This is a genomic window from Zeaxanthinibacter enoshimensis (assembly GCF_004362865.1).
Classification (GTDB): domain Bacteria; phylum Bacteroidota; class Bacteroidia; order Flavobacteriales; family Flavobacteriaceae; genus Zeaxanthinibacter; species Zeaxanthinibacter enoshimensis.
In genome coordinates this window covers 391,996-417,412 of sequence record NZ_SNYI01000001.1, presented here as the reverse complement: position 1 = coordinate 417,412, position 25,417 = coordinate 391,996, and the positions used below count along the sequence as shown (strand labels likewise).

The following is a 25,417-nucleotide window of genomic DNA, read 5'->3' as shown; positions in this document are numbered from 1 at the left end:
TAAATAGCGGGGCGCCCAACGATAAAGGTTGGTCCATGACCGATCATTAAAAATTTTAATAATGCTTCCCGGGTTTCCGGTGGGAAATGAAGATGGAGGTGAAAGGAAATAAAAAATACTATGAACGTCAAGTACAGCGATCTGATAGATCAGACCTATTACTTTCCCCAGGAGGAGTTCCGCCTGGAAGAGGATAACTTGTTATTCCACGACATCCCTTTACAGAAACTGATCGAAAAATATCAGAGTCCGCTCAAATTCACATACCTGCCTAAAATTTCTACCAACATCCAGAATGCAAAGGGCTGGTTTGCGAAAGCCATCGAGAAACACGGCTATAAGGGCAAGTATTACTACGCTTATTGTACCAAAAGCTCACATTTCCAGTACGTACTGAACGAAGCGCTGAAGAATGATATCCATATAGAGACTTCCTCGGCCTTTGATCTGAATATAGTACAGAACCTTAAAGCCGAAGGCAAAATCAAGGATGATACCTTTGTTATCTGCAATGGCTTTAAAAGGTCACAGTATGTGGAGAATATTGGTAAGCTGATCAATAACGGCCACCGCAACTGTATCCCCATCATCGATAACTATGAAGAGATCGATTTGCTTTCAGAAGTGATCGACGGGGATTATAAAGTAGGGATCCGAATCGCGTCCGAGGAAGAGCCAAAATTTGAGTTCTATACCTCCCGTCTCGGGATAGGATACAAGGACATAGTTCCCTTTTACGAAAGACAGATCAAAGAGCATTCGCAGGCCACCCTTAAAATGCTACACTTCTTTATCAATACCGGGATCAAGGATACCGCATACTATTGGAACGAATTACATAAATGTCTCCGGGTATACGTTCGCCTCAAGAAGATATGTCCTTCCCTGGACAGCCTGAATATCGGCGGAGGGTTTCCGACCAAAAATTCCCTCTCCTTTGAATATGATTACGGGTATATGATCGATGAGATCGTAAACCAGATCAATATTACCTGTAAGGAAGCTGATGTTGAAGTGCCCAATATCTTTACGGAGTTCGGGAGTTACACCGTGGGAGAAAGCGGGGGTGCCATTTACCAGGTGCTCTACCAGAAACAACAGAATGACAGGGAGAAGTGGAATATGATCGATTCATCTTTCATCACCACCCTGCCTGATTCCTGGGCCATCAACAAGCGTTTTATACTATTGCCTATCAACCGTTGGCATGATGAATATGAACGGGTTCTGCTCGGGGGTCTTACCTGCGACAGTGATGATTATTACAACAGCCTGCAGGACATGAATGCCATTTACCTCCCCAAGTACAGGCGGGACAAACCGCTTTACATCGGGTTCTTTAATACCGGCGCCTACCAGGAATCAATTGGTGGTTTCGGAGGATTACAGCATTGCCTGATCCCACATCCCAAGCATATCCTGATAGACCGGGACGAAGACGGGAACTTAGTAACAAGTGTATTTAGTGAACAACAGAAGGCAGAAGAACTGCTTCAAATTTTAGGTTATGAAAACAACTCGGAATTACGCCGGGATCCCGGAAGAATTCGCTCAACTGGAGAAAGCCAAAGTAGTATTAATACCTATACCCTATGACGGAACCAGTACCTGGGGTAAAGGAGCAGACAAAGGACCTGATGCTTTTCTCGAAGCATCGGAGAACATGGAGCTGTATGATATAGAAACAGAAACAGAGGTATATAAACAGGGTATTTACCTGGCTCCTCCAATCGAAGAGGATTCCAGCCCGGAAGCCATGGTGAAGGCAGTTTACTCGACCACCAAGGACTATATCAAGCGCAATAAGTTTGTTACCCTCTTTGGGGGCGAGCATTCCGTGTCTATAGGAAGCATCCGGGCATTCAATGAATGCTTTGACGATCTGACCGTATTACATATAGATGCACATGCGGATCTGAGGGAATCATACGACGGGACACCTTATAACCATGCCTGCGCAGTATACGAAGCCAGCCAGACCACGAACCTGGTGCAGGTAGGTATACGCAGTATGGACAGTATTGAGACCACGATTATGGATAAGGAAAAGACATTCTTTGCCCATGAAATGGTGAATGATGAATACTGGATGGATAAAGTGATCGATCTGCTGACCGACCAGGTCTTTATCACCTTTGATCTCGATGCACTGGATCCTTCTATAATGCCCTCAACAGGAACCCCTGAACCGGGAGGTCTATTTTATTACGAGACCTTGGATTTCCTTAAAAGAGTATTTGAGGAAAAGAATGTAGTTGGTTTTGACATAGTGGAATTATGTCCTAACCCACAGGAGAAATCCTCCGACTTCCTTGCAGCCAAGCTCTATTATAAAATGTTGAGCTATAAATTTGAAGAAGAGGCTGTTGAGGATGATTATGACAATACTTATATTGCCGGGAGCGGTTCCGGCAATACGATAAAAAAGTTTACCGATAATGACGAAGAATAAAGGAGAGATCACCCGATTCATGGAGCGCTACTACCTGCATTTTAATGCAGCTTCTGTAGTAGATGCTGCCAAAGCGTATGAAGAGCAACTGGACAAGGGAGCCAAAATGCTGGTTTCCCTGGCCGGGGCCATGAGTACCGCTGAGATCGGGAAGATCTTCGGGGAGATCATCCGTAAGGACAAAGTACAGATTGTTTCCTGCACAGGAGCCAACCTGGAGGAAGACATTATGAACCTCGTAGCCCATTCCCATTATAAACGGGTACCCAATTACCGAGACCTGACCCCCCAGGACGAGTGGGAATTACTGGAAAAGGGACTGAACAGGGTGACAGATACCTGTATTCCTGAAGAAGAGGCCTTTCGCCGGATACAGGAACATATCGTTAAGATCTGGAAAGATGCAGAAGCTGCGGGTGAGCGTTATTTCCCCCATGAATATATGTATAAACTGCTGCTGTCCGGTGTTCTGGAGGAACATTACGAAATTGATGTAAAGGATTCCTGGATGTACGCTGCTGCTAAAAAGAACCTGCCTATTGTCTGCCCGGGATGGGAAGACAGTACCATGGGTAATATATTTGCCTCCTACGTGCTGAAGGGAGAGCTGAAAGCCAGTACGGTAAAATCCGGGATCGAATACATGACCTTCCTGGCCGACTGGTATACCGATAACTCTGAGAACGGGATCGGTTTCTTCCAGATCGGAGGAGGAATCGCCGGCGATTTCCCGATTTGCGTAGTACCGATGCTCTACCAGGACATGGAACGGACAGATACTCCTTTCTGGAGTTATTTCTGCCAGATCAGTGATAGTACCACCAGTTATGGCTCTTATTCCGGTGCTGTTCCGAACGAGAAGATCACCTGGGGCAAGCTGGATCTGGATACCCCAAAATTTATTATCGAGAGCGATGCAACTATTGTAGCGCCATTAATTTTTGCTTATCTTTTAGATATGTAACTATGGACAATTTAAAAAGAGTAATTGTAGATTTTAAGAAACTTACCCCCGAGGTGCTGAAACTACTGGTAGAGCGATATCCGGACGGGTATGACGATCGTAATATCATAACTTTTAAAAATGCCCAGGGAGAAAGGATCCAGGCCGTTGAGGTGCTGACCGAGGACACCAAATACCTGGTCAAGATCAGCCAGAAACTGGAGATCACCATGGCGAATTATGACGAGGAAGATTACGAGGATTACGATGAAGACGATCCGGAAGCTATTCCTGACTTCGAGGTCCAGGATGAAGATTCCGAAGATTCATAATATATATTCCAGGAGATTAAAGCAGCCGGCCGGGAACTTGCAGAAAAGTGACCGGTGCTGCTCTTCCCGGGAAGGACAACTTAAACCATCCAGCAATGAAAAACTTTCCTTTCCACCTATCCCTTCCTTGTTATAGTATCAGTAAGACAAGGGAATTCTATGTCGAAACCCTGGGCTTGACGACCGGGCGGAACACCACTTCCTGGGTTGATATAGACCTTTTCGGGAACCAGGTCACCTTCACCAAGACAGGTGCTTTTAACTTCGCTTATAAGTCCTATAAATTTGGAGATTCTGTATTGCCGGCTTTCCACATCGGGGTGGTGGTCGACTCCGCTACCTGGGATGCCCTGCATAAAAAACTGAAGCAAAGTTCAGCAGAGATTACCCTGGAAGGCAGCTTCCTCAAAGACAAAAAAGGGGAGCATAAATCCTTTTTTATCGAAGATCCCAATGGCTACATGGTAGAGTTCAAATGCTTTGCAAAACCGGACGATATCTTCGCCCTCTGAAATTACTTTAAGTTCGTCAACATTTCCCGGGTGGTTTTCTCCAGGTCGAATTCCGGGGACCAGCCCCAGTCTTTCTGTGCCTCGCTGTCATCAATGCTGCTGGGCCAGGAGTCGGCAATAGCCTGCCTGAAATCAGGTTCATAATCGATTGAAAAGCCGGGAATGTGTTCCCTGATACTTGCCGCCATATCGGCCGGACTGAAACTCATGGCAGCAAGGTTATACGAAGACCGCACCCTGATCTGTTCCGCATCGGCATCCATAATGGCCAGGGTAGCCCTGATCGCATCATCCATATACATCATTGGGAGACGGGTCTCTTCGGATACAAAACAGCTATACTTACCTTCTTTAATAGCCTGGATATAAATATCAACCGCAAAATCGGTTGTTCCCCCGCCAGGGGCCGTTTTCCAACTGATCAGGCCGGGATACCTGATACTCCTGACATCCACCCCGAATTTTTTGTGGTAATAATCGCACCAGCGTTCCCCGGATTGTTTGCTTACCCCGTATACCGTACTGGGTTCCATAATGGTGTGCTGCGGCGTATTTTCTTTAGGGGTATTTGGGCCAAAGACGGCAATACTGGACGGCCAGAATACTTTCCCGATCTTCTTATCCTTTGCAAGGTTGAGCACATTAAAGAGCGAATTCATATTCAGGTTCCAGGCCCGCATCGGGAATTTTTCCGCTGTGGCACTCAGCATAGCGGCCATCAGGTATACTTCTTCTATCTCGTAATGCATTACCACATCTTCCAGTGCCCCGTAGTTGGTAGCGTCCAGCATTTCAAATGGTCCGGATGCCATCAGTTGTGCACTGCCTTCTCGGATATCGCTGGCGATGACCTGTTGATTTCCGTAACGTTCCCTGAGTGCCAATGTGAGTTCAGTGCCGATCTGTCCGCAGGCACCAAGTATGAGAATAGATTTATGCATGTTGTAATTATTGATAGGGCCCAAAGATAGCCTTTATTAAAATTTGTACCTTCGTTCCATGCCAAAGATATTGCTGATTTTCCTGTGTCTTCTCTCGCTGTTGAGCTGTAGGGAAGGAGAAGAAACCACCTTGCCGCAGCGGGAGGAATTTACTGTTTTTTCCGCGGATTCACTTCCCCGGGTTATCCCTGTAAACAAAGAGGTGGAAGGGATATTACTGAACTGGCCGGAGTTCCGGGAGCTTGAAAATGCTTTCCAGCGTGTTTACCAGGCGGAGAACCGGGAAGACCTTGCCCTGAACATCGATGAGCTGATCGAAAAACAGACCGCCCTGGAGGGTGCTGACTATCCTCCGAAATTTGATACCCCTAAAATAAAAAGCAGGCAAAAAGTGCTCAAAACCTATATCCTTAAAGTAAAAGGCGCTTTAATATACAGGCAAGACCTGGTAGAACCAACTGTGGATATGCTGGAGGCGTATAACGCCATGCGTAGCCAATTTGAAGTAATCGTGAATAATAAACTGGAAAACGAATTGATCCTTGATGAATAGAATTGTATTAATACTCGCCCTTATCCTTCTGAGCTGTGGCCAGCTGATTGCCCAGGAAAAACCGGAAGAAAATATTAACAACGTGCTGGACAAATGGCACCTGGCGGCAGCCCGGGCAGATTTTGATTCCTACTTTGAATTGATGACCGATGATGCTGTATTTATCGGCACCGATGCCACTGAACTTTGGGGGAAGCCGGCTTTTAAAGAATTTTCCAAACCCTATTTTGACAGGGGGAAAGCCTGGAATTTTACCTCCCTGGAACGCAATATTTACCTGGGAGCTGATGGCAACTTTGCCTGGTTTGACGAATTACTGGATACCCAGATGAAAATTTGCCGCGGCTCCGGGGTGCTGAAAAAAGAAGACGGTCAATGGAAAATTGCACATTACGTCCTCTCTATCGCCGTCCCCAATGAAGTCGTAGACGAGCTGGTACAGTTAAAGCAGGAAAAAGACAGCCTGCTTACAGAGCAGCTGCGTAAATCCCGGAAAGAATAGTTATTCCTCGGGGTTTTCTGCTTTTTGTTTCCTCGATAAGAGCGCCTGCTTGCTCAGGCTCGCCAGGTTAAAGTTAGGATCGATGGCCAGAGCTTCATCCATAAGGGCGATCGCCTTATCGATGTTATTCTTATTCATATTGTACTGTACGAGTCCTTTAAGGTGCAGAAACGCAGCTTTCAGAGGTACCTGGTAGGGCTGTTGTCTTTCATAAAATGCATACATCATATCATCAGTGGCATTCGCAATCCCGTAAGTGATGTATTCCAGCGCTTCACCATCCCCGCCGGTTTGGATCCTGAGATCCGCAATTTCGTACGCCAGGTATGGGTCAGCCTCACGATTATAAAGGATCCGGTACTGCTCTAATGCCCGTTTAGGCTGGTTAAGCGCCTTCAGTGAAATGGCTTTAACCTGTACGGCCAGGTCAGAAGCGTTCTCATCATTCTCTATCCCAATAGTATTCAGGGCCTGCATATGCTGGTTGTTGTTGGCATAAACATAGGCCAGGGTGTCCCGGCGCTCCTGGCTGGGGGCCAGGATATTCAGGTGGGTAAGGGCATTGATGACCCCGTTGATGTCTCCCTGTAATTTCATTTCGTTGTAAAACTCCTCGTAGTGATCTTTTAGATCTGAAGTGTTCTGGGCGTACGCACTAAAGCTTAGAGCCAGCATTAAGCCGAATAGTATCCTTTTCATTTACCTGAATTTTGTGGGCCAAAACTATTATTTTTTTTAATAAGTCTGCCTCAAAAACCGTTTAAATCGTTAGGGTTCAATGAAAAAAGGATGCCTTGTGGGCATCCTTGTTACTTTATTCGTTTTCCCGGCCCTCAGACCATGGTTAAAGGAACCTCCTTATTTGCATGCGAACGCAGCAGCCAGGCGTAGAAAGAAAGGCTGTTCCTGTCGCTCTCGATGCAGGAATTCAGAAACTCCCGTAAATTCCGGAACAGGATATTGGCATGGAGTAAAGGCAGCTTCACGTTAACCTCTTTAGGGTCGTAAGCGCCGTCATCCATTACGATGTCCATGGCTATCCTTTTCCTATGGTAGTCGATCTTTACATCGGTCGCATTATAATGTTTTTTAATAATCACTTCGTGCAGGCACTTGTCCCTTTCCGTGGCGTTTCCCCGTTTGCAGCTTTGATCGATCAAAGCCTTGGTATCTGTAAGTATTTTCCCTTTTATATTTAATCTTTCCATGATGTTAGTAGAATTTGTGATTCAATTAAATTTACGCAAGAATCATCAGGAAGGCCGTAAAACCGGGGCTTATTTAAGATTTAAACGCCCGGTTTGTTGTGAAAGTGTATAAAAGTGTGGTGAACTAGCTGAAAATAGATGTCAAAAATACGTACGTATTATAAGGAAAATACTTACAATCTACCTGTTTTCCTGGTTTTCCCTCTGCAGAGGGCTGGTATTCAGGAGGTAAAAGATTTCGTTTCAGGGCTTCTGAACGGTAGTATTCCTGTTTTGTCGGATGTTCTGGTGCAACTCCATTTATAATTACATCCCAGTGATCTTTATGAATAATGAACTGTAACAGCGAAACAGCATCGGTCTGATGGATCAGGTTCACAGGGTGATGCCCATTGCGGAGATCGGTTCTTCCGGCCAGCCGCGAGACCGGGTGTCGGTCTTCGCCTATCAGCCCGCCAAAGCGGATGATAGTGGTTCTTAAGTCCGGATCTTCGCGGAACAGGTTTTCCGCAGCCAGTAACTGCCTGCCTGATTCGGTCTGTGGGCTGGGAGGACTATTTTCATCCAACTGGCCTTCCTGGTCGCCGTAGACCGAAGTGCTGCTGGCAAAAATGATCTTTTTTACCCCGGATTCCCTGACTTGTACTCGCAGGTGCTCCAGCTTATGCAGGTAATTCTCACCTTCCTTTCCCCTGAGCCTGGGGGGCACGTTAATAACGAGAATGGATACCCCCCGGAGGAATGCCTGGATGTCCCCTTCAATTCCTCCGGGACTCAAGCGGATCAGAAAAGGGGTGATCCCTGCTTTATCCAGGGATTCTAACTTATCCTCAGAAGTAGTGCTTCCATGTACAGTATACCCGTCTTTCAGTAAAGCCTGGGCCAGGGGAAAGCCAAGCCACCCACACCCCAATACCCCAATGGTCTTACTCATAGCGTACCTTTTTCATGATCACCGTAGCATCGTTTATTACAAATGGCATGGGAATCTCGTTTTCCGGCCTAGAAGGTACAGAGAATTCCGGGTGGGATAACAGGTCGTTCGCCGATTCAAAGAACGAAAGTTCCAGTACGGTGTTAGCAGGCAGGCTTAGCTCCAGTTGAGTAACATCATTCTCACTGATATAATGGGTCAGCAACCGGTTGCCCCGTTTGCCCAGGTATTCCTTTTCCAGGGTCACCCCGTTGACTTTAGCGCTGTTTAACCGGATTGGATTTGTGTAAATGTCTAACCGGTTTACAGCCCTTTGGGGGCGGTATAGAATTTTGAGAATTCTCTCTCCGCCTACCATCGTGTCCTTTAATTTTTCTACCTGGGGGACAGCCAGCTTCTTTACCGGTGCCGTGGCGATCTTGCTAAAAGTTGAATTGTATTTACTCCGGAAGACCGGAATATCATCCTGATCCTTCCCTTGTTCCTTCTGGAAATACGAACTATTCCAAGGGCTTAAACGGTGATTATAACTAGCCCAGTAAGCTTTTTCAGAATCAGCATCAAGAAGGTATACCAGGCTGCTGGGATGCGGTTGCTCCTCAGAATACCCTGATCTGAAATGGGCCGAGGTCATCATGCCCAGGAATAGGATAAAAGCGAGGAACGCTAATTTCCGGCTCAACCTGATACTGCCGAAAAATGGCAACATCAGATAAAATAATAAAGAGGTAAACAAGGTAGTGGTCACCAGCATTTTTAATCCCAGGCCTACTGGGAGGGCCTCAATAAAGGGAGTCAGTATCCAGATAGCCGGGATACATAATAATGCTAAAACAAGCGGGTCGGATTCCTTTGGGTGCAATACCACGAAGAAACCTGCCAAGAGTGCATAGACCGGCAAAACAAAAAAGGCTGCCCCCGCGAGGAAGTAGGAAAGGGCTCCACATAAGAGCAACCAGACCAGAATGGCGGCAGGAAGTTTATTAGCGACAGAGATCTTATCAAATTGGGCGTAGACGCCGAAACAAACCGCAGATGCCAGGGCGGCCATTGACCCGATATACCAATACCCATTATAGGGGAACCCCTGTAATATGTCCCGGTAATCCGGGTAAAGCAATAGTAGAAAAGACCAGATAAAATACCCTGTGGCGATATTAATGACCAGTGAGATCAGTGCCGGCAGGAATCCTTTGGCTATTGCGCCCCAGGAGAGTACTTTTTTATGGAATCCGTACCATAACAGTGCTGTAAAGATGAGCACAGCAATGACGAACATGGACCAGATCCACGAATAGGGATAGGTGATAAGTCCAAGGAACGGGATATTCATATAGACCAGGTCGCGGTCATCACCCAGGGCCGGGAGCTCCGAGTTGCCCAGGTGATAGAGCAGGGGAAGAAGGTAGCTTCCCTGGTGTGCAAGGGAGGCAGGATCTAACCTGTCATAGCGGTCGAGTGCGGTGTGGTAATTAAAATGGTCGTCGATGAAAGCAAAATTATACCCCTGTATTCCTCCATCTTCCCTGAACACGGTAAGATCTGTATCATTGGGCAACAACTTGTATACGCTGTAAGCGAGGGAATTGGCAGCCGGGTAGCCAGGATCGGCTTGCATGAACCCCTCGATAAGTGACCGGTTGCCTCCGTTGGTCTCCAGGAACATATAGGAGGGTCCCCCGCTGCCCCTGGCCTCGAAATTAAGTGCCAGGCCAACATCTTTTGCCCACGGATGCTGGTTGACAAAAAGGTCGGCTCCGTTCAGTCCCAATTCTTCGGCATCTGTAAATAAGACTATAATATCATTACCGGGGATATTTCCTGTTCCAAGGTATGCTCTCAGGGATTCCAGGATAGCAGCCACACCGCTTGCAGCATCACTTGCTCCCAGAGAGGAATGTGGGTTACTGTCGTAATGTGAGAGTAGCAAGAGCGCCTGCCCATCTCCTGATCCTTCAAGGCGGGCAATAATATTGGTAGCCCTGCTCAGGTTCCCCGAGTCTCCGGCCGTATAGCCTTGTTGTAATACCGGCTGCATCCCAAGCGCTTCTAATTGCTGAAGCAGGTAACTGCGGACCTCTTCGTGGGCCGGGAAACCAACGGCATGAGGCTCTTTACTCATCGCTTTTACATGTTGCAGTGCCCGTGCTGTGGAAAATTCTGTTTCGGAAGCCGAATTCCCATAGGATTCTGAAGGCATTCGTGTGTGGAAAACCGCGAGGAAAGCCAGTAAAAGCAGGAAGAGACTGAGCAAAGGAAGATATCGCTTCATTCTTGTCAAATTATTCGATAAAATTATAAAATTATGACAGTCTTTAGGTGTTTGGCGACTTTATTTAAATTATCCGCAGAATTTACCTATATTTAAAATTAACCGATTTACAAACAGACGACTATGGGAATCAAAAGTTTTCAGGGCCGGAGGGCCAAACCCGACACGAAAAAAGAATACGATGCCCCCATCCTGGTGGCAGATTATATGACCACTAAACTAGTCACTTTCAGACCTGACCAGTCTATCCTGGAGGTAATGGAACTATTTGCTAAACATCATATTTCCGGGGGACCTGTGCTGGATGACAATGGATTTTTAGTGGGTATCATCTCTGAAGCTGATTGTATGAAACAGATATCCGAAAGCAGGTATTTTAACCAGCCTATACTCGATAAGAACGTGGAGCGCTTTATGACGGAGAAGGTAGAGACCATTGAGCATGATATCAGCATATTTGACGCTGCCGGCATTTTCCATAAGAATAACAGGCGCAGGTTACCGGTGATGAGAGAAGGATTACTGGTAGGGCAGATCAGCCGGAAAGATATAGTGATCGCCGCATTGAAATTAAATTCCCACAATTGGAAATAACGAAATTACTTTTTATACCAGGACCCGGCTACCAGGCCGGGTTCTTTGTTTATTATACCAGCCTATTCCCTCTTTACGATCATAAAATAATCATTATCAAGAGGGAGGTAGCCCAGATCGTACAGGAAAAAATAGGTTGTTCCTTTTTTAGTGGTATACAGGTGGGTGATATATTCAAAGTTGAACCCTTTATCCAGTAATCTTGATTTGGATGTCCTGGTCTTCCCGTCTTTGAGCGGGAAACTATCAAGGACCCTGTAATTCTTGCGCAAGCGGTTGTTAATATTCCGCAACAGGTTTTTGGAATCCTTGTTCAACTGATTGTGATACGCATTGCGGCAGTAATCCGAACAGAATATTTTATCCGCCCTGCCTGTAACCGGCTCATTACACTCCCTGCATTTTCTTCTCACCATGATACTAAAATAAACCCCCAGAATGCCAAAATCATGCAGTAGCCCGAGCTGGCCGGCCTGGTGAAAAAGATCAATTATCTGTTTACAAATAATTACAAAGGAATATAGACGTAAGTAAGTGCGTCGGAGACAAGTATCCGGCCCCGGGTATCCTAGGTTTGTATGGTCGGGAAGGTCCTGATGGCAATAGACGTATTAATTTAAAAAACAGAGTGATGAACGCATTAAGAAACAAAGTGCAGTTGATTGGTAACCTGGGCCAGGATCCGGAGATCGTAGCCCTGGACAACGGGAGTAAACTGGCAAAATTTTCAGTGGCCACGAATGAAATCTACAGGAACGGGAAAGGAGAGAAAGTAACGGAGACACAATGGCACCAGGTAGTGGCCTGGGGCAAGACCGCTGAAATAGTTGAGAGTTATCTTCATAAGGGCAGCGAAGTAGCCGTGGAAGGTAAACTGATGCACCGTAGCTATGAAACCAAGGAAGGTACCAAGCGTTACGTGACGGAAGTGCGCTGTAACGAGTTGCTGATGCTGGGTAAAGCCTGAAGATCTCCCGGATTTGGGCTCCTCCGGGAGCCCTTTTTTTATATGAAAATGTGTCCTGTGAAATAGTGTTATGGGATTCATCTACCGAGGCCTGAGGTCAATGATAATAGGGGTTAACAGTATTTTAACTATAAATTTCACCTCCAGAGGCGTATAGGCCAAGAACCCTTTTTATATAGCACACTTTTTGAAGACAGGCTTGGTATTTTTGTAATGCAGTTCAGGAGGAATCCCCCGCTTTTTCCGGAAGTCCTTTCACCCACGGGGTGATCGTTCAAAAACCGGAAAAACAGTCCAAATTACAGGTTTTTATCTCGAGGTGTAATTTATCGGGCAACAGTGGTATTTCGACTCGATTTGCATCGATAAATCGCTGATTTTTTGTAACTTATATAAACATCTTTTGCCATCATGAACTACCGTGTATCCAAATACAGAAACAACTTCCGACCCTTGCGGTATATCGCATGGATGTTGTTTTTTGTGCTATTGGTTGCACCGGCCAAGGTTGATGCACAGGCGATCCGGAGTGAAGCGCCTACGGAAGATTTTTACAGGGAACGTGCTGCTGCAGATGCAGAACTGGAACACCAGCTCCGTTGGAAATATGAAGAAGACGAAAAAGACTTCTGGATGGACCAGCGCAACTTTGAGAACGATCTGAAAGCAGAGGATCCCCTCAACTACCACGTTTATATGACCGGTAAAAGACTGGCCTATGATTACCAGGAAACACAATGCACTGCAGCCTGCAATCACGGCAAGATCTACAAGGCACAATCTGACCTCTACCTGCAGTATAGTGAAGGAAGTGAAAATCTTGCAGACGCGGTCAACGGCGAAGGCAAAACTCCTGTCGTGGCTTCCGGGCATGAACGCCGCTAATCTATAATCATTTCTGTTTGTTCTTACTTCCTGGATCTCAAATATTTACGTTTTTTATTAAGCATCTTAGTAGGGTTTCGGCTCCCTTGATTGTTCTTAATACAACAGAATCTAAAATGTTGTAACCATGAATAAGAGCACTCCATTTAAAAGTTTCCTCCTCTTTATTTTAATTTTTGCTGGCTACCAGTCTACCGCAGTGGCCCAGGAACAGACCGAAGAAGACCGGCTATCGTACTACGAGCAAAGAGGCCGGGAAGATGCGGCATACGAGCAGACACTCAATACCAAGGAAGAGGCAGACGAAGCTGATTTCTGGGAAGACCAGGAAGCCTATGAAAAAGAACTTAAGTCCAGGGATTCCAAAGCACACAGGGCGTATATGAGAGGTAAACGTGATGCCTATAAAGAACACTATGCACATTGTGATCATCACTGCCATCACGGCTCACATTATTACAGCCACGCTTCTTTCTATTACCATGGCTATTACAGGTCTTATGACAGGCCATCGAGAACCAGGATAAATACAGGGGTCCGGATCGGTACTCCCAGTGTGAGAATCGGACTGTAACCAAAAAATCGCCCTTGCGGCGATTTTTTTATGAAGCAGGTTTATATTAGGCATAAGGGCCCATTAACTTGTCGCTATACTATTTTTTGGAATTGTTCACTTCCCATTCAGAAGCTGATGACCACTCCTACATTTCCAGGTCCGAACTGCAGGTCCCAACTCAGTTGTTTGTCCTCCTCAGTGTATTTCTTATCGTATCGCCTGTCGAGATACCGATCAATAGATTCTACGGTGACTATACTGAGAGCAACCCCGAAGGCAATATCGCTTAACCAGTGCTGCTGGTCCCACAGGCGGCTCGCCCCCGGAACAAGTCCGATGGCATAAAAACCTGCTTTTACCCAGGGGCTTTTAAATTGCTTGGCTATAGCATAGGCATTCGTAAAGGCTAGGATGGTATGACCCGAAGGAAACGAATGAAAATTCCTGGAACTGTTAAAAGGGTCAAAGGTGTCTTTACCCAGGCCGCTTACCGGCCTTGCACGGCCTACAACCGATTTCGCGACCTGTTGCAGGACTCCTGCGGCACTGGCAGAAGCAATCAGTAAGACCCCTGTTCTCCTCAGTTTTTCATCCTTGGCAATTAAGCCGGCCAGGTAGACCCCGGAAGTCAGAAGGTAATTATTCTCCGGACTGCCGTATAATTCGCCGTAGTCACGGACGAATTTAGGAATACTCTCTCTTTGGATGCTTACGAAACGCGAGGTTTCATCATCCACAAGATAGATAAGACCGGTGCCCGCGGTAATACCCCCCAGGGTAAGCCATTGCTTCTTTTCCCAATGTAAAGGCCTGCTGTAGGCAAAACCAATACCCCGGAAGACACTCCCAACATCGTAGGTCAGCATCTTCCAGCGGGTGTCCTGTAACTCGGTAGAGTCCTTCTGCGCAAGGACAGCTCCCGACAAGAACAAGGAAACCAGCAGTAGCAGGGATGTTTTTGCTATTCCTTTCATTAGTTGATCGTTGTCCCGTTACCTACTCCGGCTTCGGCAGGAGATACAAAAACCAACTTGCCTTCTGAATTTTCTGTCATCAGGATCATACCCTGGCTCTCTACCCCGCGCAGTTTCCTGGGGGCAAGGTTCACCAGGACGGTAACTTGTTTCCCGATGATATCTCCGGGATCAAAACTTTCAGCAATACCCGAAACGATGGTCCTGACATCCAGTCCTGTATCTACTTTCAGCACCAGTAATTTCTTTGTCTTAGGCATCTTCTCTGCTTCGAGTATGGTCCCTACCCGGAGATCAAGTTGGGAAAAGTCTTCAAACTGAATAGTGTCTTTCTGTGGTGTCACTGCGGTTTCTTTGTTTTCGTTTTGTTTCCTGGTAGCTTCCAGTTTATCAATCTGTTGCTGTATCTCTTTATCCTCGATCTTCCTGAACAACAGTTCCGGACTTCCCAGCTGGTGACCTGGAGGCAACAGTTCCTGGATGGAATTCGTTGATATCCATAGGTTGTTTTCAGCATCCCGGTCTTCAAAATTCAGCATCCTCCTGAGGGCTGTGGCGGTAAACGGCAGGAAAGGCTCTGAAAGCACCGCCAGGCCGGCTGCGACCTGAAGGGCCACGTACATAATTGTTTTAACCCGTTCTTCGTCTTCTTTAATGACTGTCCACGGTGCCTCGTCTGCCAGGTATTTGTTCCCACTCCTGGCCATATTCATCAGCTCCTGGCAGGCTTCCCTGAAACGATACCTCTCCAGGGAATCGGTCAGGGTTTCCGGGAAACTATCCAGGGTTGCCAATACTTCTTTATCTGTTTCCGTCAGGCTTGTCGGTGCCGGAACTACTCCGTTGTAATATTTCTGGCTGAGTACCAGGACCCGGTTGATGAAATTCCCGAAAATTGCCACCAGTTCGTTGTTATTCCGGGCCTGGAAATCCTTCCAGGTAAAATCATTGTCCTTGGTTTCCGGGGCATTCACCGTAAGTGTATACCGAAGGACATCCTGCATATCCGGGAATTCCTCCAGGTATTCATGTAACCAGACAGCCCAGTTCTTACTGGTGGAAAGCTTCTGTCCTTCCAGGTTCAGGAATTCATTTGCCGGGACATTGTCGGGCAGGATAAAGGATCCGTGCGCCTTCAGCATGGCAGGGAAGATGATGCAATGGAATACAATATTATCCTTCCCTATAAAATGAACAAGCTTGGTGTCTTCATCCTTCCAGTAGGTCTCCCAGTTCTTCCCTTCCCGGGCAGCCCACTCCTTGGTTGCGGAGATATACCCGATCGGGGCATCGAACCATACATATAATACTTTGCCATCGGCACCTTCCACGGGAACGGGGATACCCCAGTCCAGGTCACGGGTTACTGCCCTTGGTTTTAAGCCTTCATCGATCCATGATTTACACTGCCCGTAAACATTAGGCTTCCAGTCGTGTTTGTGTGATTCCAGTATCCATTCGCGAAGAAAGGGTTCATAGCGGTCTAAAGGAAGAAACCAATGTTTCGTTTCTTTCAGGCTGGGAATGGCGCCACTCAGGGTAGATTTTGGATTGATGAGATCTGTCGCATTCAGGGATGAACCACATTTTTCGCACTGGTCACCGTACGCTTCCTCGTTCCCACACTTTGGACAGGTCCCGGTTACGAATCGGTCGGCCAGGAATTGCCCGGCCTGTTCATCGTATAGTTGTTCCGTGGTCTCCTCGATAAAATCTCCTTCTTTATACAGTGCTTTAAAGAAATCTGATGCCGTTTCATGGTGAACCTCGGCCGATGTCCGGGAGTAATTGTCGAACGAAATCCCGAAATCCTCAAAAGACTTGGCAATGATCCCATGATACTTATCGATAAGTTCCCTCGGACTGATACCTTCCTTTTTTGCTTTCATGGGGATGGCAACACCGTGTTCGTCACTTCCGCACACAAAGGCGACATCCCGGCCTTTAAGACGAAGGTAGCGGCTGTAAATATCTGCAGGTACATATACCCCTGCCAGGTGACCGATATGGATGGGACCGTTGGTATAAGGTAAGGCTGCTGTAATCGTGTATCTTTTCGGGCTTTTGGACATCTAATTTGGATTAAGCCACAAAAATAACCAATTTTTCAGGCCTTGGAACAAGCGGGAGGATGAATTTAAAAACCCCCTTGCATGCGCGGGTTCTGGGGGAAACTTTTGCGCAGCGCGGGGGATTTCATTGCCAGGTAGGAAGCTGTCAGGAAATCAGTACCGATTTAGACATTTTGCGGTCCTGTACCTGTATCCTGTAAATATATTTCCCGGTAGCCAGGCCCATAGGCATCCGTTCCCGGATATCTATCTCTGCCGTACCCTCGAACATGAATTCATTGTATATGGTCCCAACATTCTGTCCAAGTATATTGTATAGCTGAATATCCACATGGGCACTAAAAGGCATTTCCACGTAGATCCTTGGAGAGGACGAATTCGGGTAAAAAGGTTTGTGTACAATAGAATCCAGTAACTCCGGGCTCGCAGCTTCCTCTGTGGGTTCTTCAGGAGTGGGGGGAACAGGCGGGTCATCGTCATAGGCTATGTCCGGGAAGTGGACCCCACTGCAATTAAAGCCAAGATTCACCGGGGCATAGGGATGATCCAAAAGGTGTTGTTCTACCAGGGGAATAGGTACACAGAGCCATTCGGCCAGTACGGTAGCATAAAGATCCCTGAAATCCATGGTGTATTCAAGATTTCCCCTGCTGTTAGGGGCATCAAGGCTGGGGTGTTCTCCCACGAAAGCACTGCCCTGCAAGCCTGAACCGAAAAACAGCGTAGGTGCCGCTTTGCCGTGGTCGGTTCCATTGGAACCGTTTTCGTAGATACGCCGGCCGAATTCTGAAAAGGTCATACTAAGTACCTTTTCATCCTGTTGCGTAAAGGCCAGGTCTTCGTAAAAATTATGAACCGCTATAGAGAGGTTAGACATCAGTCGCTCGTGTGCGAGGGGTTGGTTGCCATGGGTATCAAAACCGCCCAGAGAAATCATGTAGACCTTGGTTCCCAGGTTGCCTTTGATCAGCCGGGCAAGGAGAGCCAGTTGCCTGGCAAAACCGTTATCCTGGTACTCTACCTGGTTCTGTCCTCTTTCGTATGCTTCGTGAATAAGCCCCGAGTACTCATAGGTGGTATTGGCCACACCCCTGAGGAATTTTAGCTGGTCCCCGTACATACAATCGTTAAACAGGGAAGGGTCCAGGCTGTATTGTACCCCTGTTTCAGCGATCTGCTCCAGTTGATCAATATTTGAAGTGACAAAGGCGTAGTTGGTCTCTTCTCCTTCAAAGATAAGACTGCCAAAATTTCCTATCTGTATCGCGGCTGGGGATGCCGGGGGATTGATCAGGTAATCCGGGTAAAGGTTTTCAAAATAGCGACCCATCCAACCGGTATCCAGCCCGCTGAATCCCGTGGTGGTCAGGTCGGTATTGGCATAAATGTCTGATCCAGTAAAGTGGGAAAGACTTTGATTCTCATAGCCAACCCCATGAACCGCTTTGAACTGGCCGTTGCCCCACATAGACTCCAGCGAGTTCATATAGGTGGGGATCCCAAAATCGTCAGTCAGTTTAAGGACCTTACTTTCAGGAATATAAATATTAGGCCTGGCATTGGCATACAGATCGTATTGCTGAATGGGGATAACGGTGCTTAAACCGTCGTTTCCGCCCGAAAGACGGATAAGAATGAGGATATTATCAGATTCTGCATTGGCAATGGCAGACGTAAGGGGCGATGGGGCAGAGGCCGAAAGCAGGTTGCTGCCTAACATCATGGATCCGGAACCGGCAATCCCTAAGGCCTGTAAAAAGGAGCGCCTGCTCCATTTCTTATGTTCTGCATCGTGGGCCTCTTTGTTCTTATTGGGGTGGTGGGGATGATTACACATGGCAGGCTTATTTAAGTTGAAATTCGGGTTGTCTGGAGATATGCATCAGGAGAAGAAATACCTGTTGAGGGACTTCCGGGCTGATCGATAACATCCACAGCCCTAGTCCGCCCGGAATATAGTCAGGCCCGTAGTAATTCTCGGGAACGTCTTCGATCTTAAAAACGGACAGGGCGTTTTCAAAATCCTGTGTCGTGAGAAGTCCTTTTGGGAGCAGGTGATCCACAATGGCCTGAACTACAATTTGCGGATTGCTGGTATTACTCTCGGCACTTCCCACTGCAGCAACGGCATAGGCTCGGAACTGTTCAGCGTCGGCCTGGAAAGCTGCCTGCAGGAATACTTCTACGGTAAGCCATCGGCCGATCAGGAAATTGGTGTTGATCCAGCTGCGATCCCGCTGCCACCCGGCTACGTCCCTAGGGTCAAACAGGGATTGCCCCAGGAGTCTGCTGGCATCTACTACGTTAACCAGGACGCTGTCGTCATAAGAGAAGCCGGTCTCGTTCAGCATGTTGAGGTAAATGTCAAAGGGACTTTTGATGATGACACCCAGGGCTTCCTCGTCAAAGAAATGCTGACTTTTAAAGAGTTCAGAAAGAACGGGTGCAAGCTCAAAGTTGTTGGCCAAAAATGTGGAAGCCATGCCCGAGATAATGGATTGTGCATTTCCTGCGTCATCAGCACTGTCAGGGTGGACAAAGAATTCGTAAAGTTTTTTGCAGATAAAATCAGCAATTTGCTGGGACCTTTCATCAAACAGGATATCGATCACATCGTCATATCCCCAACTACCTGTCCTGCCGAGGATGGTTTTTGTGCCGGCATCAAACCGGGCAGAATTAAAGGTAACCGCGGTGCATCCAACCTCGCCACGTTCCACATAGCCGGTCAGTGCCCGGGCAGTTTCTACTATATCCTGCTCCGTGTACCCGTTTCCTTCGCCCAGGGTGAAAAGCTCGTAGAGTTCACGTGCATAGTTCTCGTTGGGGTTATTGCCATTATTGTACACACCATCCAGGTAGTACAGCATGGCACTGGTAAGCCCTATCTCGCTGACAAAGGTTTTAAAGTTACCAATGGCATTGCGTTGAAGACAGTTCACATATTCATAGAGAAAAGAATTACACTCGTAAATATCTATCTCGGTAACAAAATGATTGCTCCAGAAAAAACTGAGACGATCCCGGAGGTTGTTGTCCAGTAAGGCGCGGGTATAGCTTACCGCCCATTCCTCACGTTGTGTGCGGACCAGCTGCCCGGCCGCATCATCGTCTGCAGGATAATTGTCACGGTTCCAGTTGGCCCAGGTGGGTGCCGCCAGGGGAGGCATTGCTAGGGCTTCAGCTATAAGGTTGTCTACCAGGCCGGCGGCATTCTGCCCCGTCGCCTGGTCTATTGTTTGTTTTGAGGCACTGAAACCAAGCCTTCGGTACAGGTGTGCCGCCCGGGTCGCATCCAGGGGCGTTGTGTAGGGGGCTAAGGTCGCAGTATTACAATTAATAAAGTACTCCATAGAATCTCGGGCTTTAAGAATCTTCATGTGTTTAGGATGGAATGAATTCTTAATGCGTTGAGTATTGAGTTTTTAAGGCAATACGCGTATCTTATGGTATAGAGCGAACGAAAGTACCATCTTAGTATATAATGAGTCGATTAAATGCTTGTTTTTTCGACGAACTGCCAAGGTTTTTATCGTTTTAACAATTTTGAGACAGCAAAACAGGGAAATAGGGAAGCGTGCAGAAGCCAGGGCGGTGACGTACCTGGAAAAAAAAGGGTATACCATCCTGGAAACCAACAATTACTACAAGAGGGCGGAGATCGATATCATCGCAAGGAAAGCGGGGGTGCTTGCCGTAGTGGAGGTAAAATTCCGGAGTTCTGATTATTTCAGGGAAACAGTTGCCACGGTAACCTCTAAAAAGATAAAATTGATGGTCATGGCCGCAGACCATTATATACAGCAAAACGAACTGGACCTGGAGACTCGTTTTGATATCATTACCTATCTGGAAAAATCAGGCAAAACAGAAATGCAGCACCTCGAGGACGCTTTTTATCATTTTTAAATATTTGTTTTATTTATAACAAAAAGTTATTTTTGGCTTTTTACTAATATGCCCATGAAAACCATTTCATCTGTCGTAGAGCAGTATATCAAGAAAAAGCCTTTCCTCCAGAGTGCCCTCGCCCAGGGAATCATTAATCTGACATCGCTATCCAGGATCGTGAAACCCGAGATCGAGGAGGAGCTAGGCAAGGAAGTTCGGAATGGGGCGATCGTAATGGCGCTGAAACGCCTCTCCGGGGATATGGAATTCCGGGCCACCCACAGGATCATCAAAGTGCTCAAGGAGATCGGGGAGATAACCGTCCGTTCTTCCCTGACAGATTTTACTTTCCTGGTGTCGGATAGTATCCTGGAGAATCAAACCGAGCTACTCGAAACGGTTAACAGGAATAAAGATGTATTCTATACCTCTTCCAGGGGGGTAAACGAACTGAATATAGTGGTCAGCAATACGCTGGACGATACAGTGGAACAATTATTCAAGAACGAGAAGTGCACACAGAAATCTGAGAACCTCTCCTCTATCACGGTAAAACTGCCTGCAGAAAATACCCAGGTGCCGGGGATCTACTATTTTATTTTCCAGCGACTTGCCTGGGAAGGGATCGTCCTCTATGAAGTGATCTCCACCACCAACGAATTCACCATCCTGGTAAATGACGACCAGGTTGATGTAGCCTTTAAAACGATAAAGGATCTGAAAATGCTCTAACCGGCAGTGCTTGCCATTGCACTGGCCTCTAATGGCCTGATAGCCTGCAGGGCCTTTGAGATGGTGGGAACCTTGTCAAAGACCAGCAACAGCCGCAGTCCTTTCCGGGTTTCTTTTTCCTTGATCTTGCATTGCTGGGAATGGGATTGTACAAACTGCAGTACACTTGTAAACCTGTCAGATTGGTAAAAGCCCGATTGCTGGTCCGCGATGAAGTAACCGATCAGTTTTGACTTTTTCATCACTACCTTTTCCAATCCGATCTCCTTGGCGATCCATTTGATCCTGACCGAGTTCAACAGGTCGTCTACCTGGGCAGGGATTTCTCCAAACCGGTCGACAAGTTGCTGTTCAAATTCGGCCAGCGAAGATTCGTCTTCTATATTATTTAACTGGGTATACAGGTTCAGACGTTCGGTGGTACTGTTTACATAATCGTCGGGGAACAGCAATTCAAAATCTGTATCGATCTGTACGTCTTTGACATAATCGCGCTTAGGACCTTCCACTTCTTCGTACAGATCCTTGAACTCATTTTCCTTGAGCTCGTCGATAGCTTCGGCCAGGATCTTCTGGTAAGTCTCAAACCCGATATCATTGATAAATCCACTCTGTTCTCCTCCCAGCAGATCACCGGCACCGCGTATCTCGAGGTCTTTCATGGCGATATTGAACCCGCTGCCCAGTTCGGTGAACTGTTCCAGGGCCTGTATACGTTTCCTGGCTTCAGAGGTCATAGCCTCGTAGGGTGGGGTTATAAAATAGCAGAATGCTTTTTTATTGCTACGACCTACACGACCCCGCATTTGGTGCAGGTCGCTCAGTCCGAAATTGTTGGCATTGTTAATAAAAATGGTGTTGGCATTGGTGACATCAAGCCCGCTTTCCACAATGGTAGTAGAAACCAGTACATCAAATTCACCATTCATAAAAGCCAGCATCAGGGTTTCCAGTTTCTTACCTTCCATCTGCCCGTGGCCCACACCGACCTTGGCATGCGGAACCAGTCGCTGTATCATTCCTGCTACTTCCTTGATGTTCTCTATCCGGTTATGGATAAAATATACCTGCCCGCCTCTTTCAATCTCGTAACTGATAGCATCCCTGATGGTTTCTTCGTTAAATCCGATCACCTGGCTCTCTATGGGGTAGCGGTTAGGAGGGGGGGTATTGATCACTGACAGATCCCGGGCGGCCATAAGGCTGAACTGGAGGGTCCTTGGAATAGGGGTGGCCGTCAGCGTCAGTACATCTACATTTTCCTTTATCGATTTCAGTTTATCTTTGACGGATACCCCGAACTTCTGTTCCTCGTCCACGATCAGTAGTCCCAGGTCCTTGAATTTCACCTGCTTGTTCACCAGCTGGTGCGTACCTATTACAATATCTACTTTGCCTTCTTTCAGGCGTTCAAGAACATCTTTCTTCTCTTTTGCCGTCCGGAAGCGGTTCAGGTAATCCACGGTCACCGGCATCTCTTTCAGGCGTTCCGCGAATGTACGGTGATGCTGGAATGCCAGGATGGTAGTGGGTACAAGTACAGCTACTTGTTTCCCGTTGTCAACGGCTTTAAAAGCGGCGCGGATCGCTACCTCCGTTTTACCGAATCCTACGTCCCCGCATACGAGTCGGTCCATAGGTCGTTCGCTCTCCATATCGCTCTTAATGTCGTCGGTAGCTTTGCTCTGGTCGGGGGTGTCTTCGTATATGAAGGAAGCCTCTAGTTCGTGCTGCAGGTAACTGTCCGGGTGGTACTGGTAACCCTTTTCCAGGCGGCGTTTGGCATATACCTGGATAAGATCGAAAGCGATCTTCTTTACCCTGGACTTAGTCTTTTGTTTCAGGTTCTTCCAGGCTGCAGATCCCAGCTTATAGATCTTGGGGCTTGTTCCGTCCTTGCCGTTATACTTAGAGATCTTGTGTAGCGAATGTATGCTGACGTAGAGGATATCTCGGTCACTGTACTGCAGTTTGATCGCCTCCTGCATTTTTCCCTCTACCTGTATTTTCTGCAGGCCACCAAATACTCCTATCCCGTGGTCGATGTGGGTAACGTAATCCCCAATCTCTAATTTGTTCAGTTCCTGCAGCGTTATGGCCTGTTTCTTGGCATAGCCGTTCTTCAGGTGGAATTTGTGGTAACGTTCAAAGATCTGGTGATCGGTGTAACAGGCTACTTTAAGCTCATCGTCAACAAAACCCTGGTATATCGGGAATACGAGGGTCTGGTAATGCACGTGCCCGTCTACTTCTTCAAAAATATCGTGAAGGCGTTTGGCCTGCTGTTCTGAAGCACAACAGATGTAGTTCTGGTAACCTTTCTCATCATTCTCGTTGAGGTTAGCAATGAGGAGGTCAAATTTCTTATTGAACGATGGCTGGGGTTTGGTCCGGAATTCAACCTCGGTCATTTCCTGGCCCAGTTCTTCCCATTCGGCCTTCATACTTTTAGTCTCTCCCGGGGTGGCATCCCCGAACTGCAGGTGTTTAAATTCCCTTAGTTCTTTTTTGAGCAATTGCGAATCCAGGAATAATTCCGCCGGCGATAGTCGACGTACTTCCCCCTGCTGTTCCCGGAACGATGCTTCTGCTTTCTTGTAGAAATCATCAATCCGTTCAAATACGGCCTGGGGCCTCTGGATCATGATCACGGTCTTATCCGATATATACTTCAGGAAGCTTACCCGTGATTCTGTGAGTTGTTTATGTTCAACATTGGGAATTATGGTGATCTTCTTTGCGGGTTCCGTGGAGAGTTGTGTCGCAACATCAAAGGTCCGTATGCTGTCTACTTCGTCCCCAAAGAATTCTATACGGTAGGGCTCGTCATGGGAAAAAGAGAAGACATCTACAATCCCTCCCCTTACAGAGAATTCACCGGGTCCCGATACAAAGTCCACCCGCTGAAAATGGTATTCAAAAAGGACCTCGTTCAGGAAATCCAGCGACAGCTGGTCTCCTATTTTTATTTTAAGGGTATTCTTGTCCAGTTCTTTCCTCGTGACCACTTTTTCGAACAACGCATCCGGGTAGGAGACTATGATCGCCGGTTTCTTCCGGGAATTGATGCGGTTAAGGACCTCAGCTCTCAGCAGAACGTTGGCGTTGTCTGTTTCTTCGATCTGGTAAGGTCTCCTGTAGCTGCCGGGGTAGAATAATACCTCGTTCTTCCCTACCATGAGTTCAAGGTCGTTCAGGTGGTAAGCCGCTTCCTCCTTATCGTTAAAGATCAGCAGGAATGGGAGGTCGCTCTCTTTGTAAAGTGCGGCTGTAAGGAAAGATAAAGAAGACCCGGTTAATCCCTTGACCCTTATGGGGTGTGGCGGAAGGCCAATAGCATCCTTCAGCATCCCGACTTCGGGCGACTGGCGGTATAATTCCTTGATACTTGATTGGGTCAACGGAGAAAATTTGTGCAAATATAACTGCTAGGCAAGGGCTTCCAAAGCCCTATATCATAATTTTATGACTTGATCCTCAGCAATCGCGAATACTTCGTTATCATTTTTCTGTTCCAGGGTGTGCATCCCGGTGAAAGTGCCAAAGGCGGGCAGGATCATCTGCCGAGGGCTTTTAAAGAAACAGGGTAACCTCATGGATTGCCTGCCTTCACCACAAATTCTGACAGCAGGGTGGATGTGGCCGGCAAAATTGAAAAATCCTTCCCGCTCTTCCGGGTGATGGGTCAGCAAAAACTGACCGATGAGCAGTTCCGGGACCACCTTAATGTCCAGGGCTTCATATTTCAAGGGGGAGATGATGTCGTGATTACCCGCTACCAGGATTATCTCTGCACTGGTACGTGAAACCCATTCCCTGAAAAGTTCCCATTCGCTATTCAGATGAGAATGGAAAAGATCGCCCAGGAAACAAACTGTTCCTGGGAGGAAGTCTTGCAGGGTGGAATCGAGTAACCGGAAATTAGCGGCAATTGCTTTTTGTGGTACTGCGGCCCCATATTTGCGAAAGTGCGAAACTTTGCCAAGATGCACGTCACTGATAAGCAGCATCGATTGCTCTTTCCAGTAAAGGGCACCGCTGGGGTGAAGTTCAAAATTGGACTGATGGATATTTAGGGGGCGGGTCATGCGGCAAAA

Annotated in this window: 25 protein-coding genes; 13 read left to right on the top strand and 12 right to left on the bottom strand. The window is 47.1% G+C overall.

The window, feature by feature from the left end:
- Window positions 1–120 precede the first annotated feature (120 nt).
- The 5 genes from CLV82_RS01870 to CLV82_RS01850 all read left to right on the top strand — a co-directional run bounded on the left by CLV82_RS01870 (window position 121) and on the right by CLV82_RS01850 (window position 4,239).
- Window positions 121–1,596 carry a type III PLP-dependent enzyme domain-containing protein gene (locus tag CLV82_RS01870; RefSeq protein ID WP_133642599.1) on the top strand — a complete coding sequence of 492 codons (1,476 nt, stop codon included), beginning with the start codon at window positions 121–123 and terminating at the stop codon, window positions 1,594–1,596.
- Entirely contained in the window at window positions 1,508–2,452 is a 945-nt protein-coding gene (gene speB / locus CLV82_RS01865; protein WP_133642598.1) for an agmatinase, read from the top strand. The genes CLV82_RS01870 and speB overlap by 89 nt, the downstream gene beginning before the upstream one ends.
- Window positions 2,439–3,416 carry a deoxyhypusine synthase family protein gene (locus CLV82_RS01860; RefSeq protein ID WP_133642597.1) on the top strand — a complete coding sequence of 326 codons (978 nt, stop codon included), beginning with the start codon at window positions 2,439–2,441 and terminating at the stop codon, window positions 3,414–3,416. Before speB ends, CLV82_RS01860 begins: the two co-directional genes overlap by 14 nt.
- A gap of 2 nt (window positions 3,417–3,418) precedes the next feature.
- Window positions 3,419–3,727: a hypothetical protein gene (locus tag CLV82_RS01855; protein ID WP_133642596.1), complete on the top strand. Its 309-nt coding sequence runs from the start codon at window positions 3,419–3,421 to the stop codon at window positions 3,725–3,727.
- A gap of 95 nt (window positions 3,728–3,822) precedes the next feature.
- Window positions 3,823–4,239, top strand: a complete 417-nt coding sequence (locus tag CLV82_RS01850) for a VOC family protein (RefSeq protein ID WP_133642595.1) — start codon at window positions 3,823–3,825, stop codon at window positions 4,237–4,239.
- A 2-nt stretch (window positions 4,240–4,241) separates the two neighbouring features.
- Here the strand turns inward: CLV82_RS01850 and CLV82_RS01845 are convergent, their stop codons facing one another.
- Window positions 4,242–5,180: an NAD-dependent epimerase/dehydratase family protein gene (locus tag CLV82_RS01845; protein ID WP_133642594.1), complete on the bottom strand. Its 939-nt coding sequence runs from the start codon at window positions 5,178–5,180 to the stop codon at window positions 4,242–4,244.
- Window positions 5,181–5,238: 58 nt separating this feature from the next.
- On the opposite strand from CLV82_RS01845, the gene CLV82_RS01840 reads away from it, so the two are divergent.
- Window positions 5,239–5,733: a hypothetical protein gene (locus CLV82_RS01840; protein ID WP_133642593.1), complete on the top strand. Its 495-nt coding sequence runs from the start codon at window positions 5,239–5,241 to the stop codon at window positions 5,731–5,733.
- Window positions 5,726–6,235, top strand: coding sequence for a nuclear transport factor 2 family protein (locus CLV82_RS01835; protein ID WP_133642592.1), 510 nt, complete (start codon window positions 5,726–5,728; stop codon window positions 6,233–6,235). The genes CLV82_RS01840 and CLV82_RS01835 overlap by 8 nt, the downstream gene beginning before the upstream one ends.
- Here the strand turns inward: CLV82_RS01835 and CLV82_RS01830 are convergent, their stop codons facing one another.
- The 4 genes from CLV82_RS01830 to CLV82_RS01815 form a co-directional block, all read right to left on the bottom strand.
- Window positions 6,236–6,934: a hypothetical protein gene (locus tag CLV82_RS01830; RefSeq protein ID WP_133642591.1), complete on the bottom strand. Its 699-nt coding sequence runs from the start codon at window positions 6,932–6,934 to the stop codon at window positions 6,236–6,238. It lies immediately after the preceding gene.
- A 134-nt stretch (window positions 6,935–7,068) separates the two neighbouring features.
- A complete protein-coding gene (locus tag CLV82_RS01825; protein WP_133642590.1) occupies window positions 7,069–7,443 on the bottom strand; it encodes a hypothetical protein in 375 nt (124 codons plus the stop codon).
- Window positions 7,444–7,567: 124 nt separating this feature from the next.
- On the bottom strand, window positions 7,568–8,377 hold the full coding sequence (locus CLV82_RS01820) for an SDR family oxidoreductase (protein ID WP_133642589.1): 810 nt from the start codon (window positions 8,375–8,377) through the stop codon (window positions 7,568–7,570).
- Window positions 8,370–10,649: a M28 family peptidase gene (locus tag CLV82_RS01815; RefSeq protein WP_133642588.1), complete on the bottom strand. Its 2,280-nt coding sequence runs from the start codon at window positions 10,647–10,649 to the stop codon at window positions 8,370–8,372. Before CLV82_RS01815 ends, CLV82_RS01820 begins: the two co-directional genes overlap by 8 nt.
- A gap of 123 nt (window positions 10,650–10,772) precedes the next feature.
- On the opposite strand from CLV82_RS01815, the gene CLV82_RS01810 reads away from it, so the two are divergent.
- Window positions 10,773–11,243, top strand: a complete 471-nt coding sequence (locus tag CLV82_RS01810; protein ID WP_133642587.1) for a CBS domain-containing protein — start codon at window positions 10,773–10,775, stop codon at window positions 11,241–11,243.
- A 62-nt stretch (window positions 11,244–11,305) separates the two neighbouring features.
- Here the strand turns inward: CLV82_RS01810 and CLV82_RS01805 are convergent, their stop codons facing one another.
- Window positions 11,306–11,659, bottom strand: coding sequence for a hypothetical protein (locus CLV82_RS01805; RefSeq protein ID WP_133642586.1), 354 nt, complete (start codon window positions 11,657–11,659; stop codon window positions 11,306–11,308).
- Window positions 11,660–11,874: 215 nt separating this feature from the next.
- Here CLV82_RS01805 and CLV82_RS01800 point away from each other — a divergent pair, with 215 nt between their 5' ends.
- The 3 genes from CLV82_RS01800 to CLV82_RS01790 all read left to right on the top strand — a co-directional run bounded on the left by CLV82_RS01800 (window position 11,875) and on the right by CLV82_RS01790 (window position 13,669).
- Window positions 11,875–12,210, top strand: a complete 336-nt coding sequence (locus CLV82_RS01800; RefSeq protein WP_133642585.1) for a single-stranded DNA-binding protein — start codon at window positions 11,875–11,877, stop codon at window positions 12,208–12,210.
- Between the two features lie 411 nt (window positions 12,211–12,621).
- The gene (locus tag CLV82_RS01795) at window positions 12,622–13,095 is read left to right on the top strand and encodes a hypothetical protein (RefSeq protein WP_133642584.1); all 474 of its coding nucleotides are present in this window, start codon (window positions 12,622–12,624) and stop codon (window positions 13,093–13,095) included.
- A gap of 127 nt (window positions 13,096–13,222) precedes the next feature.
- Entirely contained in the window at window positions 13,223–13,669 is a 447-nt protein-coding gene (locus tag CLV82_RS01790; RefSeq protein ID WP_243744119.1) for a hypothetical protein, read from the top strand.
- A 107-nt stretch (window positions 13,670–13,776) separates the two neighbouring features.
- Here the strand turns inward: CLV82_RS01790 and CLV82_RS01785 are convergent, their stop codons facing one another.
- From CLV82_RS01785 to CLV82_RS01770, 4 genes are all read right to left on the bottom strand, one after another.
- Window positions 13,777–14,625, bottom strand: coding sequence for a phosphatase PAP2 family protein (locus CLV82_RS01785; protein WP_133642583.1), 849 nt, complete (start codon window positions 14,623–14,625; stop codon window positions 13,777–13,779).
- Window positions 14,625–16,697 (bottom strand): methionine--tRNA ligase, encoded by a 2,073-nt coding sequence (metG, locus tag CLV82_RS01780; RefSeq protein WP_133642582.1) that lies wholly within the window; start codon window positions 16,695–16,697, stop codon window positions 14,625–14,627. The genes CLV82_RS01785 and metG overlap by 1 nt, the downstream gene beginning before the upstream one ends.
- Before the next feature lie 145 nt (window positions 16,698–16,842).
- Window positions 16,843–18,534: a DUF1501 domain-containing protein gene (locus CLV82_RS01775; protein ID WP_133642581.1), complete on the bottom strand. Its 1,692-nt coding sequence runs from the start codon at window positions 18,532–18,534 to the stop codon at window positions 16,843–16,845.
- Between the two features lie 7 nt (window positions 18,535–18,541).
- Window positions 18,542–20,050, bottom strand: coding sequence for a DUF1800 domain-containing protein (locus CLV82_RS01770; protein ID WP_133643433.1), 1,509 nt, complete (start codon window positions 20,048–20,050; stop codon window positions 18,542–18,544).
- Window positions 20,051–20,243: 193 nt separating this feature from the next.
- Between CLV82_RS01770 and CLV82_RS01765 the strand changes: the two genes are divergently transcribed.
- On the top strand, window positions 20,244–20,606 hold the full coding sequence (locus CLV82_RS01765; RefSeq protein ID WP_133642580.1) for a YraN family protein: 363 nt from the start codon (window positions 20,244–20,246) through the stop codon (window positions 20,604–20,606).
- A gap of 54 nt (window positions 20,607–20,660) precedes the next feature.
- On the top strand, window positions 20,661–21,320 hold the full coding sequence (locus CLV82_RS01760; RefSeq protein ID WP_133642579.1) for an aspartate kinase: 660 nt from the start codon (window positions 20,661–20,663) through the stop codon (window positions 21,318–21,320).
- Here the strand turns inward: CLV82_RS01760 and mfd are convergent.
- On the bottom strand, window positions 21,317–24,670 hold the full coding sequence (gene mfd / locus CLV82_RS01755; protein WP_133643432.1) for a transcription-repair coupling factor: 3,354 nt from the start codon (window positions 24,668–24,670) through the stop codon (window positions 21,317–21,319). The genes CLV82_RS01760 and mfd overlap by 4 nt on opposite strands.
- A gap of 105 nt (window positions 24,671–24,775) precedes the next feature.
- Window positions 24,776–25,408, bottom strand: coding sequence for a ligase-associated DNA damage response endonuclease PdeM (gene pdeM, locus CLV82_RS01750; RefSeq protein WP_133642578.1), 633 nt, complete (start codon window positions 25,406–25,408; stop codon window positions 24,776–24,778).
- Window positions 25,409–25,417: the final 9 nt, after the last annotated feature.